Raw genomic sequence first — 15,423 nt, forward strand, 5'->3', positions numbered from 1 at the left:
ATGTATAATGTAGCAATAGTAGGAGCAAGCGGATATACTGGTGGAGAACTTCTCAGAATGTTATTAAATCATAGCGAAGTAGAAGTAAATAACATTACTTCAAGAAAATATGACGGAACACCTGCACATAAAATACACCCGCACATAAGAGATTCCGGATTAGTTTTCAAAAATAAACAGCCAAGTGAATTGGATGCAGATATAATATTTACAGCCACCCCTCACGGAGCATCAATGAAAATAGTTCCGGACTTGCTTGAAACCGGAACTAAAGTTATTGACTTAAGCGGAGATTACAGATACCGTGACACCAAAGTTTATGAAAAATGGTACGGATTGGAACATACCAGTGACATTAAAGGTGTTTATGGTCTTCCGGAAATTTACAGAGATGAAATTAAAAAAGCTGATTTGGTAGGAAATCCTGGATGTTTCCCAACAGGAGCAATATTATCCTCTTACCCTTTAGTAGATAATGATTTGGTTGACAGAATAGTCATTGATTCAAAAACAGGAGTTAGCGGAGCAGGAGTAAATCCTTCAAGTACCACACATTACCCAAATATTGCAGATAATGTCAATCCCTACAAAATTTCTTCACACAGACATGTTTCTGAAATTCAGCAGGAATTACATGGGTTTGAAGATGTTAAAGTTTCATTTACCCCACATTTAGTTCCAGTTATTCGAGGAATCCAAACAACAAGCCATAGCTTCTTAAGAGAAGAGCATTCAGACATTACTCCTGATGAATTAAGAAAATTCTATGAAAAAACATACGGTAAAGAATACTTCATTAAATTAATGGATGATGGAGAAATTCCTCATTTAAGTTCTGTTAGAGGATCCAATTTTGTTCATATTGGAGGATTTGAAATTGATGATACCGGAAGAATTGTAATGCTGTCCTGTATCGATAATCTTGTTAGAGGTGCATCAGGTCAAGCTATACAAAATATGAACATAATGCTTGGATTAGATGAAACAACAGGATTAAACCATTTTGGACTTAATCCATAAAATATATAACACCCTAAAACAAACAAATAAAATCAAAGAGAGGGAGATAATATGAAAACTTTAATAATTTATTATTCCCAACACGGAAGTACAGAAGTTGTAGCTAGAACACTTGCAAAAGAGTTAAAAACTGATATACTCGAGGTTACTGATTTAAAAAATAGAAGTGGATTTAAAAATAAACTAACTTCCTGTATTGACTCAATTAAAGAAACAAAAACTGAAATAGCTCCTTCTGAAGTGGATTTAACAGAATATAATTCAATCTACATAGGAACTCCAACTTGGGCAGGAAAACCAACACCTGCAATTATAACATTAATTGACAGATGCAATTTAAGAGGAAAAGACCTATACCTCTTTGCAACAATGACCGGCAGAGGGGGGCAGGCTACAGTAGACAGAATGGCTGAAAAAGTAAAAGCACGCGGAGCCAGAGTTATTGAAACATTTACATTAAACACAAAGGATAAAGATATTGAAACTTTAATCAATGATACTGAAGTAATTATTGACATATTAGACTTAAAAATGTACAGTGGGTAAATTATGAGTGTTGATAAAAAATCTGAATTAAAAATTAGAGCTATTGAAAATGGTACAGTAATTGACCATATTACTGCAAACAAGTCATTACATATCCTTAAAATACTAGGGCTTCCAGACAGTGAAACTAAAAATGTTACAGTAGCTATGAATGTTTCATCAAAAGAAATTGGTAGAAAGGACATAGTTAAAATTGAAAACAGAGAATTAAACCACGAAGAACTTGACCAAATTGCATTAATTGCACCTAAAGCCAGTGTTAACATTATCAGAGACTACAAACCAGTGAAAAAAGATAAAATTATACTGCCTAATACAATTACTGGAATTATCAAATGTACCAACTCAAAATGCATAACCAATTATGCAAATGAACCTATAGCTCCTAAATTTAATGTTATAAACAACCATCCGCCAGTTGTCAGATGCCATTACTGTGAAAAATTAATTAAAACAGAAGATATCGAAAAACAATTCGAATAATCTTCAAATTCTTTTTTTATAAGTAACCATTTGGTTACTAAGTTACCCAATAGTTACAAAAAGCTTTTAAAATACTTCAATCATAATATTAATTACATTTATTGCAATAAATAACCAAAAAAGGAAGTATATATTATGAATGATGTAATAAAATTTTTAAATGAAAATCCATTAATTTATTTAGCAACTGAAGGTTTAGACGGAAATGCAAAAGTAAGACCAATATTATATTACTTTGAAGAAAACAACAAACCTTATTTTTGTACAAGCAATAAAAAACCAATGTACAAAGAATTAGAAAAAAATCCTAACTGTGAAATTACAACAGCAACTGCTGAATTTGCATGGATCAGAATAAGTGGAAAAGTAGAGTTTACTTCAAATTTAGAACTTAAACAAAAAGTTATCGAATCAAACGAACTAGTAAAAACATTATACCAAAGTGGAGATAATCCTGAATTCGAAGTATTCACCATCTCCGGTGATGCTACAATAGCTGACTTTTCAGGAAACCCTCCAAAAAATTATAAAATTTAATTTTAAATATTAAGAGCTTGTTTAAAATTGTTTTTAATCTGATTTTTAACTTCTTCATCTTTATACTCAACAAAATCAGATTCATCTAAAATAAATACAGCAAGCTCATATATTACCCTATTTAATTTTTTTCCATACTCTGTTAAATGATATTCGCTAGAAATAGGTGTCGTATTTAAAACCTTTTTTTCAACAAGCCCGTTATTTTCTAATTCCTTAAGTCTTTGTGACAAAACTTTATTACTTAAATCAGGTTTATCTTCTTGAAACTCTTTAAATTGTTTTTTACCAAAAAACATATCCCTAATTAATTGGATAGTCCATTTTTTATTAAACAATACAACTGCTTTATCAATAGGGCATGCGCATTCAGATTTCATAATTAAAGATATTTATGTAAAATCATATAAATTTTTAGTTTATAAAAAAAATCAGCCAATTAAATAATCAGCCAATCTTTTAGATAATGCCATGATAGTTAAAATCGGAGGTTTTCCTGGAGAAATTGGTAACACACTTGCATCATCAACAAACAAACCTTTAATTTCAGTTTCCAGGTTGCTGTCTACAAATTTTCCAATAGCTGCACTGCCGCCGGGATGTGCTCCTCTGTAAACTGTAGAAGCTATTGTAGCCGGATTAACACCTGCTTTTTCCAGAATAAAACCTGCAGCAGCTGCACCTTCAGCCAAATACCTGATATCATTAATAGTGTTTATTTTAACAACATCCCCGTCATCAGTTATGTATCCTTTGCATTCATCAGATGTTTTAACCATGATACTCAATATATCTTTAGGTTCAGCATCCCCCCCTATTTTAGACGGAATGAATGATGAGTAATGAGGTGACAGAACAAAGTTTTTGCCAACAACAAGACCCGCCATCTGAACTTCAGTGTTGAAGTTAATGTCTTTTATAACTCCTCCTACTGAAACAAAGGGATCAAAGAACAGTTCTCTTCCGGCATCAATCCCTATTTTTCTTAAAATTAAAGCAGAACCAATAGCTCCGGCAGACAATACCACTGTATCAGAGTGCAATATTTCCTCTTTTCCATTTTTAATAAATTTGACTCCTTTTATCCGATTATCTTCAGTTATCAAGCCAGTGATTTCAGCTTCATCAATGAATTCTACACCATTTTCAATAGCTATGTCAACAAAGTGTTTTCCTGTCCATTTTGCATCAACAGGACATCCAAATGCACACTGACCGCACTGAATACATTTTTCTTCATAAATAGCTTTCGGCATTTTAATCGGATTTAAACCCAGCTCTTCAGCTGCATCCAAAAATAATTGTGTTCCTTTGCCTATATGAGTGTCATCCAAACCATGAACCTTAATCAGATTTTCAACATAATCATATTCTTCTGAAAGATCAATTCCATAATCATATAACTCCTCATCTAATGCCCTAACCATGTTAGCCATTGAAACCATTGTTGAACCTCCAACACATGTAGCTGTAAGCAAATCAACACTGCCATTGTATTTATCATAATAATTAAAAGCATCTTTAGAGTCAATATATTTTCCTTTTTCGATTATGGTTACTGGCACATTAGATTTAGCCAATTCCATTGCTAATATTGCTCCTCCTGCTCCAGAACCTACAATTATTACCATTTAATCACCTTATAACTTTTAAAAAAAATCTATAACATGAGTTATATTTTTTATTGTATTTAAACACAAAGGATATATTTGGAAAAAGAAATAAAAAAAGAATTCCCTTTATTACAACACATATATTAAACTTAAACTCTAAAAATAGATAATAATATATTATCATGGATATGAAACAATGAATGAAAATCTTGATTTATTTGAAAAAGTCATTAACAAAACCATTCCCAAAGTAGATTATGTGGATATCAGAGGCGGAAACGGAAATAACACCTCCATAATCATGAAAGATGGAGAAGTACAGGAAATCAACACAGGAAACTCTTTAGGTATAAGAATAAGAGTTTTAAATAATGGTGCATGGGGATTTGCTTATACAAATGATTTATCAAAATTAGATGAAATAGCACAAACTTCTATAAAGATATCAAACTCCCTTAAAGGAGATGAATCATTGTCTAAAGCAGATATAATTCAGGATAAAGTATCTACTGATGTTAAAATACCTTTCAGTGATGTTTCAATAGAAGAAAAAAAAGAAATAATGTCTGAAGCCAGCAAAGCTGCCAGTTTAAAAGAAGTAACCAGCACTACTGTTTCCTATTCCGATTCACAAAGCCAGGAAGTTATCTTAAGCAGTGAAGGTACAAGCATTGAAATGAACACAAATAGGGTTGCAATGTTTTTAAATGCTGCTGCAAGTGATGGAACCATGATGCAAATCGGACACAACAGTATTGGTGGAGTAAAAGGCTTTGAAGCTATAAATGACGAAGACATTGAAGCTTTTGGAAGAAAAATAGGTGAAAAGGCTGTAAGATTATTGAAAGCTGAAAGTGCACCTTCAGGAAGATTCCCAATTATTGCTGACCCTAATTTAACCGGAGTATTTGTTCATGAAGCATTAGGTCATGCAGTAGAAGGAGATCTGATTTTGCAAAATGATTCAATTCTTAAAGATAAATTAGGAAGCAAAATAGGTTCAGAAATAGTCAATATCTACGATGATGCAAGTTTAAAAGACGGATTCGGATATTATCCTTATGATGTGGAAGGAGTTAAAACCAAACCTAATCATCTAGTAAAAGACGGTAAATTAATATCTCTTTTAAATTCAAGAGAAACCGCATCAAAATTAAATATGAAATCTTCAGGAAATGCAAGATCAATAATAGCTGACAAACCAATTGTAAGAATGAGTAACACTTACTTAAAACCTGGAGAGATGTCTTTTGAAGAGCTGATAGAAGATATTCCTGACGGAATTTATCTTAAAGGCTCAAGAGGCGGACAAGTTGATACCGGAAAAGGAATATTCCAGTTCAATGCTGCAGAAGGATTTAAAATAGAAAACGGAGAAATAACCACTCCGTTAAGAGATGTTTCATTATCCGGAAATATATTAGAAACCCTAAAAAATGTTGACGCTATCGGCAATGACTTTGAACTAAGTGTTGGATTCTGTGGAAAAGACGGTCAGACTGCACCAGTAGGTGACGGCGGACCACATACAAGAATTTTAAATGCTTTAGTTGGCGGAAGTAGCTAATAAAGAGGTGTAATAAAAATGATAAGCCAAGAACATGGAGAATATTTGTTAAATATAGCTAAAAAAGCGGTAAAAACTTATCTTGAAACCGGCGAACAAATTCTTGTTCCTGAAGACTGTCCTGAAGAACTTAAAGAAAAATTAGGTGTTTTTGTAACTTTAAACAAAAATAATCAGTTAAGAGGATGTATCGGATATCCCGAACCTATTGAAAGTGCAATTCAGGCAACAATCAGTGTAGCAATTGCAGCGGCATCTGAAGACCCAAGATTTCCGCAGGTAATTCCTGAAGAATACGATAATCTGGAATTTGAGGTTACAGTTTTAACAAAACCCCAATTAATGGAAATTGCGCATCCAAGTGAATATCTAAACAATATCAAAATCGGCAAAGACGGATTAATGATTAAAAAAGGATATTCAAAAGGATTGCTGCTTCCTCAAGTAGCAACTGAAAATAACTTTGATGTAGAAACTTTTTTAGAACATACCTGTATGAAAGCAGGAATTAGTGCAGACAGCTATTTAGACGAAAGCTGTGATGTATACACATTCCAGGGACAAATATTTAAATAGTGATAACTTCTGGCAAGAAGTATTAAAAGCATGCAACGAAAATAAAGACAAATAATAATCTAAAGTGTTATGTGGAAATACCATTTATCCACATCAACTCTTTTAGGCTGTTTTTCATTAGCTATTTTTTCATAGCCTCCAGTGAATGCCACTACGCAGTCATCGTGAATAGCTTCATTTGGATATGCTGTTATTTTTTCTAAATCATTGATATTTCATAAATATCCGAATATTAATGAATTGCCGTTAGAAAATGTCGATTTCCATACACATTTCGAAGAATAGTTTATCTTTAGCATCTCAATGTCAAAAGCATTTTTTGTTATCTTGTCAAGATTGTCAAGTCCTGTTTTAATGTCTGTAACCTGTTGCTGAAGAATTGTATCAATAGCTATATTTATACTTCTTGATGAACATTAATGTCAGTTATTTGTCTTTGTTTATAGAGTGTATTATATTATTTATACAATATAGTCATTGTATTTTTTTTCTTCAAAATTTCATCATGAAAAATCAACATATCTTGTTAAAAATCTAATTAAAATTATTTAGAAATATGTTCAAATTATCCCGTATGTTCTAATAATAGTATATTTTCCCTAGAAAGATTTATTTTAAAATCTTCAATAAAATTAGAAATAACATACTTACTGCCATTAGTTTTATACCAAAAAATTAATTTATTTATGAATTTACTTTCAATTTCAGGTGTTGCATACACCCATAAACATTTAAAAACATTTAATGTTTTTTCTAATGAATATGATCCATAATAAACTTCAATTATTGGAATAAATTTTAATAAAAAATCTTGGACAACATTTTCATCAATCTCGCCAATGTCGATTACTTCTTTTCTAAAATACTCTGCGATAAAATAATAAAAAGGAGCCCTACACTCATAACCCTCTGTTGAAATTGGATTTAAAAATTGACAGCCATGTTTCAAGAATTTGTTTAAATTAAACTTATTTTTTAAATATGTAGGATATAAAAAATAAATATTCTTTATATACTCTATATGGAAATTATAATTTCGATATACACCTAAGCAACTGTTTATAATAATGTTTAACCAACTTTTAATTTCATGAATCTAAGACATTATCCACAAGTTTAATTAAGCATCCTAGCTAAAGAATATTATATAAATATTGAAAGAGAAGCAGTATAAGTAACTGATATTTAAAGTGATAACAATGATGATACCTACAATACCCACTCCTGATGAATTACTTGATAAAGGATTTAGCAGAGGGAAAAAGCAAGCAGATTTAATGAGAACACAGAAAATACCAAAACATCTGAAAGGAAAAAGAATTGAAGAAAGAAGAGTTATAACTTCTTGTCAGGTAATCAAAGACAAATTAAAATCCATTTTAGATAGTGTTCCGGATATAGAAGACCTTCCCCCATTTTATCAGGATTACATTGATATTACTGTTGGTGTGGATGATATGAAACAGGCTCTTGGAGGACTTAACTGGGCTTATGGTATTTTAACACAACTTGAAAAAGAATACGGAAGTAAAATCAGGAAAAATCCGTCAGAAAAGGCAACTACCCTTCAAAAACAGGCATACGGTAGAATTGCATCTGTTGTAAACAAAATCAAAAAGGATTTGGATTTTCTGGATTTTGCAAAAGCTAACTTAAGAAACATGCCTACAATTGACTTTGATGCAACAACAATTGTAATTGCTGGATTTCCAAATGTGGGAAAATCCACACTTCTTAACCAGATATCTGGAGCAGACCCCCAAATAGCCAACTATCCTTTTACAACTAAAGGTATTCAAATAGGGCATGTGGAAAGACATTGGAAAAGTATTCAAATTATTGACACTCCCGGACTTTTAGACAGACCGGTTTTAGAAATGAATGATATTGAATTAAATGCAATAGTGGCTTTGGAACATTTGGCGGATGCTATTTTATTTATTTTCGATGCATCTGAAACCTGCGGATTTGGTCTGGAAAGTCAGTACAATTTATTAAAACAGATTGAAAAAATATTTGACAACATTCCTGTAATCTACCTATTTAATAAAATGGATCTTATTGAAGACACCAGCTATGTGGAACAGTATGTTGATGAATTAGATAACTCCATTTTCATATCAGCTATTGAAGGAGAAGGTATTGATAAAATAAATAAAGTTTTAGACTCTGTTAAAAAAATAGAAAGAAATGAAGAAGAGGAATATTAAAGATACCTTTATATATTAAAAGTCCATAATAACAATTAAATTTAATTAAACATAATGGAGTCACAAATATGGTAGAGAAAGATATAATCGAAACCAAAATTAGCGAAGGCAAAGAAAAAGCTGAAGAAAAAATTGACGAACACAAAGAAAAGGCTGAAGAAAAAATCAATTACCGCAAGGAAAAATTAAACGAAAAAAGGGAACAGACAAAAAATATGGCTGGAAAAATGACAGAAGATTTATCCAGAGGCTTTGATGATCTTCAAGAAGGTATTAAATCAATCCAAAAAATAATTGATCAGAAAATTGATGATTATAAAAAAGCAACCATCCACAGCTTAGACGTTGATTTAATAGAAACTGAAGAAAAATACTACTTGAAAGTAGATGTTCCAGGTATTGAAAAAGAAGAAATTGATATTGAAGCTGGAGACAAAGACATCTCAATTGTAGCTACTTTCAAACCGTATACTGAAGAAATTGAAGAAGAAGATAAAACTGTTTTAATTTCAGATATAAAACAAGGAAAATGCAGCAAAAGCATCAGATTCAGCAACAATATTGAAATTGATAAAATCAGTGCAAAATTCAACAACGGAACAGTTTTAATAACTATTCCTAAATTAAAAACACCAAAAAATAAAATTAATGTAGAATAAATTTTCTACATATTTCTTTTTTTGAGTCTGTAAAATTTTATAGGCTTATTTGATTTTAATGTGTTTTTCAGTCCAATTTTGCATTTGATAGTCTAAAAATGTCAGGATTCCATTTTTGGTTTTGTATATTTTCTTTATTTTTTCAGGATTGGTTTGTCTGTAGTAATTTTCGACTTTATTTGATGTTTTTTCTATATTTTCATCATCAAGATATTCTACGTATCTGTGGAAGTGATTTATGATATGTTTTCTTATGAAATCTTTTAAAACAACTGGTATGGCCGTATATTTTTGTAAATATTGTTTAAATTGTTCTATTGCTTCTTTTTTTGAGTTTTGTCTGAAACAGTTTTTTAATTCTTGTGCATTTTCGTAAATATGGTCTCTTTGTTTTCCATTAATCTTGTTTCTTCTACAATATACTTTTAATTTATGGTTTATTGTTTGAAACAGATGAAATATGCACAATTGATGTTTTACTTCTATTTCATCTGCTACATTACGATACATTGGGAATAAATCGGTTGTTAGGCAAATGAATGGTTTATTTTCTGTTGATTCTAAGATAAATTTTTTCGTGTTTTTTGGTATTCTGCGACGTACTATTCGTTCTGTGACTGGAATATTGAGTATTGCATCAAATAAAGTTAATCTGTAGTGTCTAGTTCCATTAAGTCTTAAAAATTGCTCATCATATAAATAATAGCCAGAATATTCAAATTTTTCATTGCTGATGCTTTCTTCGTGATTTTTGTCAGACCAGTTCTTGATTGTTTGATGAGATATTCTGATTCCAAGGAATATTTCAAAGTATTTACTTATTTTACGAAGTGATTGGTACCCTATTTTCATTATTCCTGGAATTTTATCCATTATTTCTTGTAAAAATTGTTTATTTTCACCAATTAATGGATTATTGTATATTCCGAATTTTTTTCCACATTTTTTGCATTGATATTGCTGTTCTTTGAATTCTGTTGTTTTTCCATTAGTATTTTGTTTGTTTTTCTTTATTGTGCCTTTTTTGATTATTTTGTGGCTTCCACAAACTGGACAAATGGGATTATCATATTTAAAAGTATTATTTTCATCTAAAAATAGTTTATGATTAGTATTTTCAAAATTAGGTGTTTTATTCAATCTTTTTGAAATAATTTTTTCTTGATCAATTTTTTCATCAAAAAAATCATAAAGTTTAAGTTGTATGAAGTCTATATTACTATTGAGGGCAGATTTGTTTTGTTTGGTCATAAAATATTATTTGTCCTCACTTATTAAAGTATTTTACTATTTTTAAATCATTTATATTAAAATTAAAGAAAAATTAGAATGAAATTTCATCAAAATGAAAGTTCAACTGTAAAAAATTAAAAAACAAATAAGCCTATAAAATTTTACAGACTCCTTTTTTTAAAAAAAATTAATATCTGACTTTTCCGATATGTCTTGTAGCACCAGGATCTTCACCATTAAAATGTGCCAAATAATAAACAAACCATTCTAAAGGAACTACAAATATTAATGGAGATAATAACAGATTGATATCTGCATAATCTTCCAAATTATAAACAATAGACTTCAATTCTAAATTTTTAGAAAATTCAATAGCTTTGTCAGTTATTTCATCTGATTCAAAACCTGAACGCAGGAAAATAATTGGAACATCTTTTTCTGCACGTTCTATTAAACCGTGCCTAAATTCCGCAGAGTAAACAGGACATGCATGTTTAATTGCTCCTTCCATAAGCATAGTCATAGCTAATTTAAATGAAAGGCCGAAGTTAGGTCCGCTGCCTAAACAGTAGAAGATATCTTCATCCTTAAACTCTTCAGCTAATTTTTTATTGTCTTCTTCTGTTGTTTTTAATAATTCTTCAATAATATCAGGAATATGTTTCAAATCATCTAACAGTTCATCTGCCTTGCCATAGTTGGATCCTTTAAATAAAATCTGATAAAGACAGGCTAACTGAGTTACATATGTTTTAGTTCCAAGAATTGCTGTTTCCCTTTCACATTGTGTTATAATTGGAGTTTTAGCTTCTTTTATCATTGAACTATCAGGTTCATTAGAAATTGAAACAGTGTGAATTCCATATTCATTAGCTCTTTTAAGAGATGCTAAAGTATCTGCAGTTTCACCGGATTGTGATGTGAAAATAGCTATTGAATTTTCTCCGTCAGTTAATTTTTTATTATAATAAAATTCATAGCCTGTAAATACTTCTACACTCATATCACAGGACATTCTCAATGCATCCCTAACACTATAACATGTAGAAATAGAACTGCCACAACCAATTAAATAAATTTTATCTGCTTTTGATACAGCTTCTGAAACACTATCCATTTTAGACATTTCGCTTGCAAATGTCCTTCTAAGTGAATCAGGTTGCTCCATCATTTCATCATACATTTTATAGTTCATTGCTTAAACTCCTTAAAATTAATATATAATACTTATACTATTGTTTATTAACATATAAAAATGTTTTTTAAAAATCGATACTTTAATTAAGTAAATATTATCAAACTTATAATTATGGAAATAAATTTATCTTCAGTTGGAATGGAAAAAGGAAGACAATATGAAACAGTAATAACTACACTAAGCCCTGAGGGCAAAAGAAATGCAGCGCCAATTGGAGTTATATGTACCGGAAAAGACAGTATAATATGCCGTATATTCAAAGGAAGCACCACTTTAGAAAACATTATTTCTCAAAAAGAATTTACTGTAAATATTACTGAAAATCCACAACTTTTTACACTTTCCACAATTGATAACCTTCCAGAAACTTATTTTGATGAAAACAATTCCATTAAAAATATTGAAAGCTATTTCAAATGTGAAGTTACTGACTTGATAGAAGCTGTTAAAAGAAGCGACCCAATTAAAAGTGACTCAAAAGCCATTGTCATAAAAGCTAAAGTTACCTCACATGTAATCAATAAAAATATAAAAGCTATTAACCGTGCTATGGGGCTGCTTATAGAAACCTTAGTTAATTTTACAAGAATAGACATGGTTGATGAGAAACAGCAAGAATATTATCTCGGAAGATTTAGGGAAGCAAAAAGAGTAATAAATAAAGTCGGATCAAAAGAAGAGCAAAAAGCAATTCATGAAATAAAAAAAGAATTAATAAAAAAAGGGTATTCACCCTAATTTTTAATTACATCAATAAATTCAAAGTTTATACAGTCAAATAAACCTTTATCAGATATTTTGATAGCTGGAATTACCAAAAGAGCCATAAATGACATGGTCATAAACGGAGAATCCAGTTTGCATCCGAAATCAGCAGCTGTTTTATGCAATTTCTCTAATTTTTCAGCTACTTCATGACTGTCTTCATTAGTCATCAATCCTGCAATAGGCAATGCCAAAGAATCTTCAAAATCACCGTCAACAATAGCAAAACCGCCTTCATTATCAATTAAACAGTTGACTGCATTTGCCATGTCCTCACTATTTGTTCCTACAACTACAATATTATGGGAATCATGAGCTACAGAAGAGGCTATTGCCCCTTTTTTAAGATTGAATCCTGTTATAAATCCGTTGGCTATTGAATTTCCACCATAACGCTCAACAACAGCTATTTTTAAAATATCCTCTTCCAAATCAGGCTGTACAAATCCTTTTTTAGTTTCCAATGTTGCACTTTCAGCTTCAGTTATTAATTCCCCGTTGAAACATCGAATTACATTAACATCTGCTGAAGGTTCATCACATGAAATTTCAAAATCTTCAGATTCTTTTTTGGAAACATCAAATGTATTTTTGAATTCCGTTTCTTCCACATCAAATAAAACATTTTCACCATCAAAAACACATTTGCCTGCAACATATGTCTTTAAAATATTCAAATCATTCAGATTATCTACAACAACATAATCTGCCTGCATTCCTTTTACAATAGCACCAGTATTTAAATTATAATGTGTTGACGGATTAACTGTAACCATTTCAATAGCACTTATCGGACTGACTTCCAAATCAATGGCTTTTTTAATGGATTCATTTAAATGACCTTTAATTAAGTCAGTGGTGTGTTTGTCATCACTTACTATAAAATCAAAAATAGGAAGATGTATTCTTTTTTCCAGAACTTCATTGGGCATTTTTCCGAAACTTTCGTGATTTTTCCAGTAGTCTAACCTGTCGCTAAAATCAAAAAGAGCTTCCATATTTTTAGCAGAAGACCCCTCACGAACCATTATTTTCATACCTTTTTCTTTTTTTTCAATAGCTTCTGCAAAATTACTGCATTCATGATCAGTAGATATATGTTCAGCCATATATTTATCCAAATCTTTTCCTGAAAGCAGAGGCGCATGACCGTCTATAGGTTTTCCAAGTTCTTTTGCTTTTTCCAGTTTGGCCAAAACTTCCCCATCCCCATTTATCACACCTGGAAAATTCATCATTTCACCAAGTGCAACAGCTTCATCTTTTTTAAGAAGTTCTCCGATAGTTTCGCTGTCCAAAATAGCTCCTGATGTTTCAAAACAGGTTGCAGGAACACATGATGGAATTGAAAAATAAAAATTAAAAGGAACAGATTTTGAATTTTCAATCATGAAATCTATCCCGTCAGTACCTGCAACATTAGCTATTTCATGAGGATCACAAACAACTGAAGTAGTACCGAACCTTACAGCCAGTTTTGCAAACTGTGCAGGAGTAAGCATGGTACTTTCAATATGAATATGAGAATCAATAAATCCCGGAAGAATAATCCCTGAAATATCCAATTCACTGTCGTCATTAATGACAATTGGAACTATCTCTTTAAAAAATCCGCCTTCAACTGAAATACGTGCAGGATAAATTGAATCAGTTATAACGTCTAACATATATGCACTGAATTGCATCTAATCACTTTCATGTAGGGATTCATATAAAAGAGGTAAAAATGTACCAATATCTGTTACAATACTAACTACCTGAGCACTTCCCCTGTCAGATAATTTGGTAACAGTAGCAGGATTAATATCCACACAGATACTTTTAACTTTTGAAGGAAGTAAATTACCCATAGCTATTGAATGCAACATGGTAGCTATCATAATTACCATATCAACTTCCTGAGCCTGTTTACGCATTAATTTTTGTGACTCTGCAGTGTCAGTTATTACATCAGGCAGAGGACCGTCATCACGAATAGAACCTGCTAAAACATACGGAATGTCCTTTTTAATACATTCATACATGATTCCGCCAGTTAAGGTGCCATCTTCAACAGCCTGTTTAATTGATCCTGAACGGTTGATTTTATTAATGGCCCTCATATGATGAGTATGTCCATGAGCTATAATTTCTCCTGTTTCCACTTCAATACCTAAGGAAGTTCCAAAAATATTGCTTTCAATATCGTGAGTAGCCAGTGCATTACCTGCAAGAAGAGAATCAATATATCCTTCCCTGATTAAAGCAGCCAGATATTTGCCTGATCCTGTGTGTACAATAGCAGGACCTCCAACAATAGCTATTTTACCTCCTTTACTTTTGATTTCTTTAATTTCTTTTGCAATTCCCCTAATTAAATTCATCAAAGGTTTTTCAGAAGAAACATCACTGTTCATAAATTCAAAGGTTCCACTTTTTTCTCTGGACCTTTGAGGTGGTGTAACTTTTATTCCGTCACGACCAACAACAATCATATCTCCTGCCTTAATTTCCGCTATCGGTTTAACTGATGCACGAGAATTTTTTTCATCAACACAGATTAAACAATCCATCTCAATGTTTTCAACAACAATCCAATTACCTTTATAGAGAATGTGAGTTGTATGATTTGAAGTAGAATAAAAACCTTCCGGAGCAACTTTATCTTTTGAAGATGCAACTAATTCAACCTCTTTTAATTCAGATATTGATGCACCTAATACTGACAACTCATCTAAAATAGAATTTAAAAGGTCGATAGACTCTGCATAAACTGCCATCTTAACCTTACTAGTATCAGTTTTTCTTTTACCTACATCAAATTCTAAGAAATCAAAATCTCCACCTTTATCCATGATAATATCCAGAGCTTTTGGTAAAGTTAATGAATCAATAACATGACCAGAAAGTTCAATTGTTCTACTATTCATAATTTTTGCTCCTAATTATTAATTATTAATATTGTAATTTTACTTTAAGCTAATATTTAAATAATTCCATATTAATTTTTTATAAGAAAAGTAATAATTAACTAAAA

General features: G+C 31.1%; 16 protein-coding genes. 9 read left to right on the forward strand and 7 right to left on the reverse strand.

All coding sequences use genetic code 11. The features are described 5' to 3' along the window. From argC to MSM_RS04315, 4 genes are all read left to right on the forward strand, one after another. Entirely contained in the window at positions 1 to 1,020 is a 1,020-nt protein-coding gene (gene argC / locus MSM_RS04300) for an N-acetyl-gamma-glutamyl-phosphate reductase (RefSeq protein ID WP_011954131.1), read from the forward strand. A 51-nt stretch (positions 1,021 to 1,071) separates the two neighbouring features. Then, the gene (locus tag MSM_RS04305; RefSeq protein WP_004033067.1) at positions 1,072 to 1,566 is read left to right on the forward strand and encodes a flavodoxin family protein; all 495 of its coding nucleotides are present in this window, start codon (positions 1,072 to 1,074) and stop codon (positions 1,564 to 1,566) included. Positions 1,567 to 1,569: 3 nt separating this feature from the next. Further along, positions 1,570 to 2,049: an aspartate carbamoyltransferase regulatory subunit gene (gene pyrI / locus MSM_RS04310; RefSeq protein ID WP_004033066.1), complete on the forward strand. Its 480-nt coding sequence runs from the start codon at positions 1,570 to 1,572 to the stop codon at positions 2,047 to 2,049. 135 nt (positions 2,050 to 2,184) lie between these two features. After that, entirely contained in the window at positions 2,185 to 2,586 is a 402-nt protein-coding gene (locus MSM_RS04315; RefSeq protein WP_011954132.1) for a pyridoxamine 5'-phosphate oxidase family protein, read from the forward strand. 2 nt (positions 2,587 to 2,588) lie between these two features. On the opposite strand, the gene MSM_RS04320 is transcribed toward MSM_RS04315, so the two are convergent. Together MSM_RS04320 and MSM_RS04325 are read right to left on the reverse strand one after the other, a co-directional pair. Next, on the reverse strand, positions 2,589 to 2,966 hold the full coding sequence (locus tag MSM_RS04320) for a winged helix-turn-helix transcriptional regulator (RefSeq protein ID WP_011954133.1): 378 nt from the start codon (positions 2,964 to 2,966) through the stop codon (positions 2,589 to 2,591). 51 nt (positions 2,967 to 3,017) lie between these two features. After that, positions 3,018 to 4,217 carry an FAD-dependent oxidoreductase gene (locus tag MSM_RS04325; RefSeq protein ID WP_011954134.1) on the reverse strand — a complete coding sequence of 400 codons (1,200 nt, stop codon included), beginning with the start codon at positions 4,215 to 4,217 and terminating at the stop codon, positions 3,018 to 3,020. Between the two features lie 178 nt (positions 4,218 to 4,395). Between MSM_RS04325 and MSM_RS04330 the strand changes: the two genes are divergently transcribed. Further along, positions 4,396 to 5,766, forward strand: a complete 1,371-nt coding sequence (locus MSM_RS04330; RefSeq protein WP_011954135.1) for a TldD/PmbA family protein — start codon at positions 4,396 to 4,398, stop codon at positions 5,764 to 5,766. An 18-nt stretch (positions 5,767 to 5,784) separates the two neighbouring features. After that, positions 5,785 to 6,342, forward strand: coding sequence for a TIGR00296 family protein (locus MSM_RS04335; RefSeq protein WP_004033063.1), 558 nt, complete (start codon positions 5,785 to 5,787; stop codon positions 6,340 to 6,342). 565 nt (positions 6,343 to 6,907) lie between these two features. Here MSM_RS04335 and MSM_RS04340 read toward each other — a convergent pair. After that, the gene (locus MSM_RS04340) at positions 6,908 to 7,291 is read right to left on the reverse strand and encodes a hypothetical protein (protein ID WP_011954136.1); all 384 of its coding nucleotides are present in this window, start codon (positions 7,289 to 7,291) and stop codon (positions 6,908 to 6,910) included. A gap of 250 nt (positions 7,292 to 7,541) precedes the next feature. Between MSM_RS04340 and MSM_RS04345 the strand changes: the two genes are divergently transcribed. Next, positions 7,542 to 8,552, forward strand: a complete 1,011-nt coding sequence (locus tag MSM_RS04345) for an NOG1 family protein (RefSeq protein WP_011954137.1) — start codon at positions 7,542 to 7,544, stop codon at positions 8,550 to 8,552. Positions 8,553 to 8,620: 68 nt separating this feature from the next. Then, on the forward strand, positions 8,621 to 9,211 hold the full coding sequence (locus tag MSM_RS04350; RefSeq protein ID WP_004035621.1) for an Hsp20/alpha crystallin family protein: 591 nt from the start codon (positions 8,621 to 8,623) through the stop codon (positions 9,209 to 9,211). 45 nt (positions 9,212 to 9,256) lie between these two features. On the opposite strand, the gene MSM_RS04355 is transcribed toward MSM_RS04350, so the two are convergent. Both MSM_RS04355 and MSM_RS04360 read right to left on the reverse strand, forming a co-directional pair. Further along, on the reverse strand, positions 9,257 to 10,462 hold the full coding sequence (locus tag MSM_RS04355; protein WP_011953615.1) for an ISNCY-like element ISM1 family transposase: 1,206 nt from the start codon (positions 10,460 to 10,462) through the stop codon (positions 9,257 to 9,259). Between the two features lie 169 nt (positions 10,463 to 10,631). Next, positions 10,632 to 11,639: an SIS domain-containing protein gene (locus MSM_RS04360; protein ID WP_011954138.1), complete on the reverse strand. Its 1,008-nt coding sequence runs from the start codon at positions 11,637 to 11,639 to the stop codon at positions 10,632 to 10,634. A gap of 114 nt (positions 11,640 to 11,753) precedes the next feature. On the opposite strand from MSM_RS04360, the gene MSM_RS04365 reads away from it, so the two are divergent. Further along, on the forward strand, positions 11,754 to 12,380 hold the full coding sequence (locus MSM_RS04365; protein ID WP_011954139.1) for a DUF447 domain-containing protein: 627 nt from the start codon (positions 11,754 to 11,756) through the stop codon (positions 12,378 to 12,380). Here the strand turns inward: MSM_RS04365 and ade are convergent. Then, a complete protein-coding gene (gene ade / locus MSM_RS04370) occupies positions 12,377 to 14,092 on the reverse strand; it encodes an adenine deaminase (RefSeq protein ID WP_011954140.1) in 1,716 nt (571 codons plus the stop codon). The genes MSM_RS04365 and ade overlap by 4 nt on opposite strands. After that, entirely contained in the window at positions 14,093 to 15,316 is a 1,224-nt protein-coding gene (locus MSM_RS04375) for an ornithine cyclodeaminase, nickel-pincer nucleotide-dependent (protein WP_011954141.1), read from the reverse strand. Positions 15,317 to 15,423: the final 107 nt, after the last annotated feature.

Source organism: Methanobrevibacter smithii ATCC 35061, from assembly GCF_000016525.1.
Lineage (GTDB): Archaea > Methanobacteriota > Methanobacteria > Methanobacteriales > Methanobacteriaceae > Methanocatella > Methanocatella smithii.

Excerpts from the sequence above, each read along its gene's own strand:
- MSM_RS04335 (WP_004033063.1), top strand. The coding sequence starts at position 5,785 with ATGATAAGCCAAGAACATGGAGAATATTTGTTAAATATAGCTAAAAAA.
- ade (WP_011954140.1), bottom strand. The coding sequence starts at position 14,092 with ATGCAATTCAGTGCATATATGTTAGACGTTATAACTGATTCAATTTAT.
- MSM_RS04320 (WP_011954133.1), bottom strand. The coding sequence starts at position 2,966 with ATGAAATCTGAATGCGCATGCCCTATTGATAAAGCAGTTGTATTGTTT.
- MSM_RS04355 (WP_011953615.1), bottom strand. The coding sequence starts at position 10,462 with ATGACCAAACAAAACAAATCTGCCCTCAATAGTAATATAGACTTCATA.
- MSM_RS04330 (WP_011954135.1), top strand. The coding sequence starts at position 4,396 with ATGAATGAAAATCTTGATTTATTTGAAAAAGTCATTAACAAAACCATT.
- MSM_RS04350 (WP_004035621.1), top strand. The coding sequence starts at position 8,621 with ATGGTAGAGAAAGATATAATCGAAACCAAAATTAGCGAAGGCAAAGAA.
- MSM_RS04360 (WP_011954138.1), bottom strand. The coding sequence starts at position 11,639 with ATGAACTATAAAATGTATGATGAAATGATGGAGCAACCTGATTCACTT.
- argC (WP_011954131.1), top strand. The coding sequence starts at position 1 with ATGTATAATGTAGCAATAGTAGGAGCAAGCGGATATACTGGTGGAGAA.
- MSM_RS04305 (WP_004033067.1), top strand. The coding sequence starts at position 1,072 with ATGAAAACTTTAATAATTTATTATTCCCAACACGGAAGTACAGAAGTT.
- MSM_RS04375 (WP_011954141.1), bottom strand. The coding sequence starts at position 15,316 with ATGAATAGTAGAACAATTGAACTTTCTGGTCATGTTATTGATTCATTA.
- MSM_RS04345 (WP_011954137.1), top strand. The coding sequence starts at position 7,542 with ATGATGATACCTACAATACCCACTCCTGATGAATTACTTGATAAAGGA.
- MSM_RS04365 (WP_011954139.1), top strand. The coding sequence starts at position 11,754 with ATGGAAATAAATTTATCTTCAGTTGGAATGGAAAAAGGAAGACAATAT.
- MSM_RS04315 (WP_011954132.1), top strand. The coding sequence starts at position 2,185 with ATGAATGATGTAATAAAATTTTTAAATGAAAATCCATTAATTTATTTA.
- pyrI (WP_004033066.1), top strand. The coding sequence starts at position 1,570 with ATGAGTGTTGATAAAAAATCTGAATTAAAAATTAGAGCTATTGAAAAT.
- MSM_RS04325 (WP_011954134.1), bottom strand. The coding sequence starts at position 4,217 with ATGGTAATAATTGTAGGTTCTGGAGCAGGAGGAGCAATATTAGCAATG.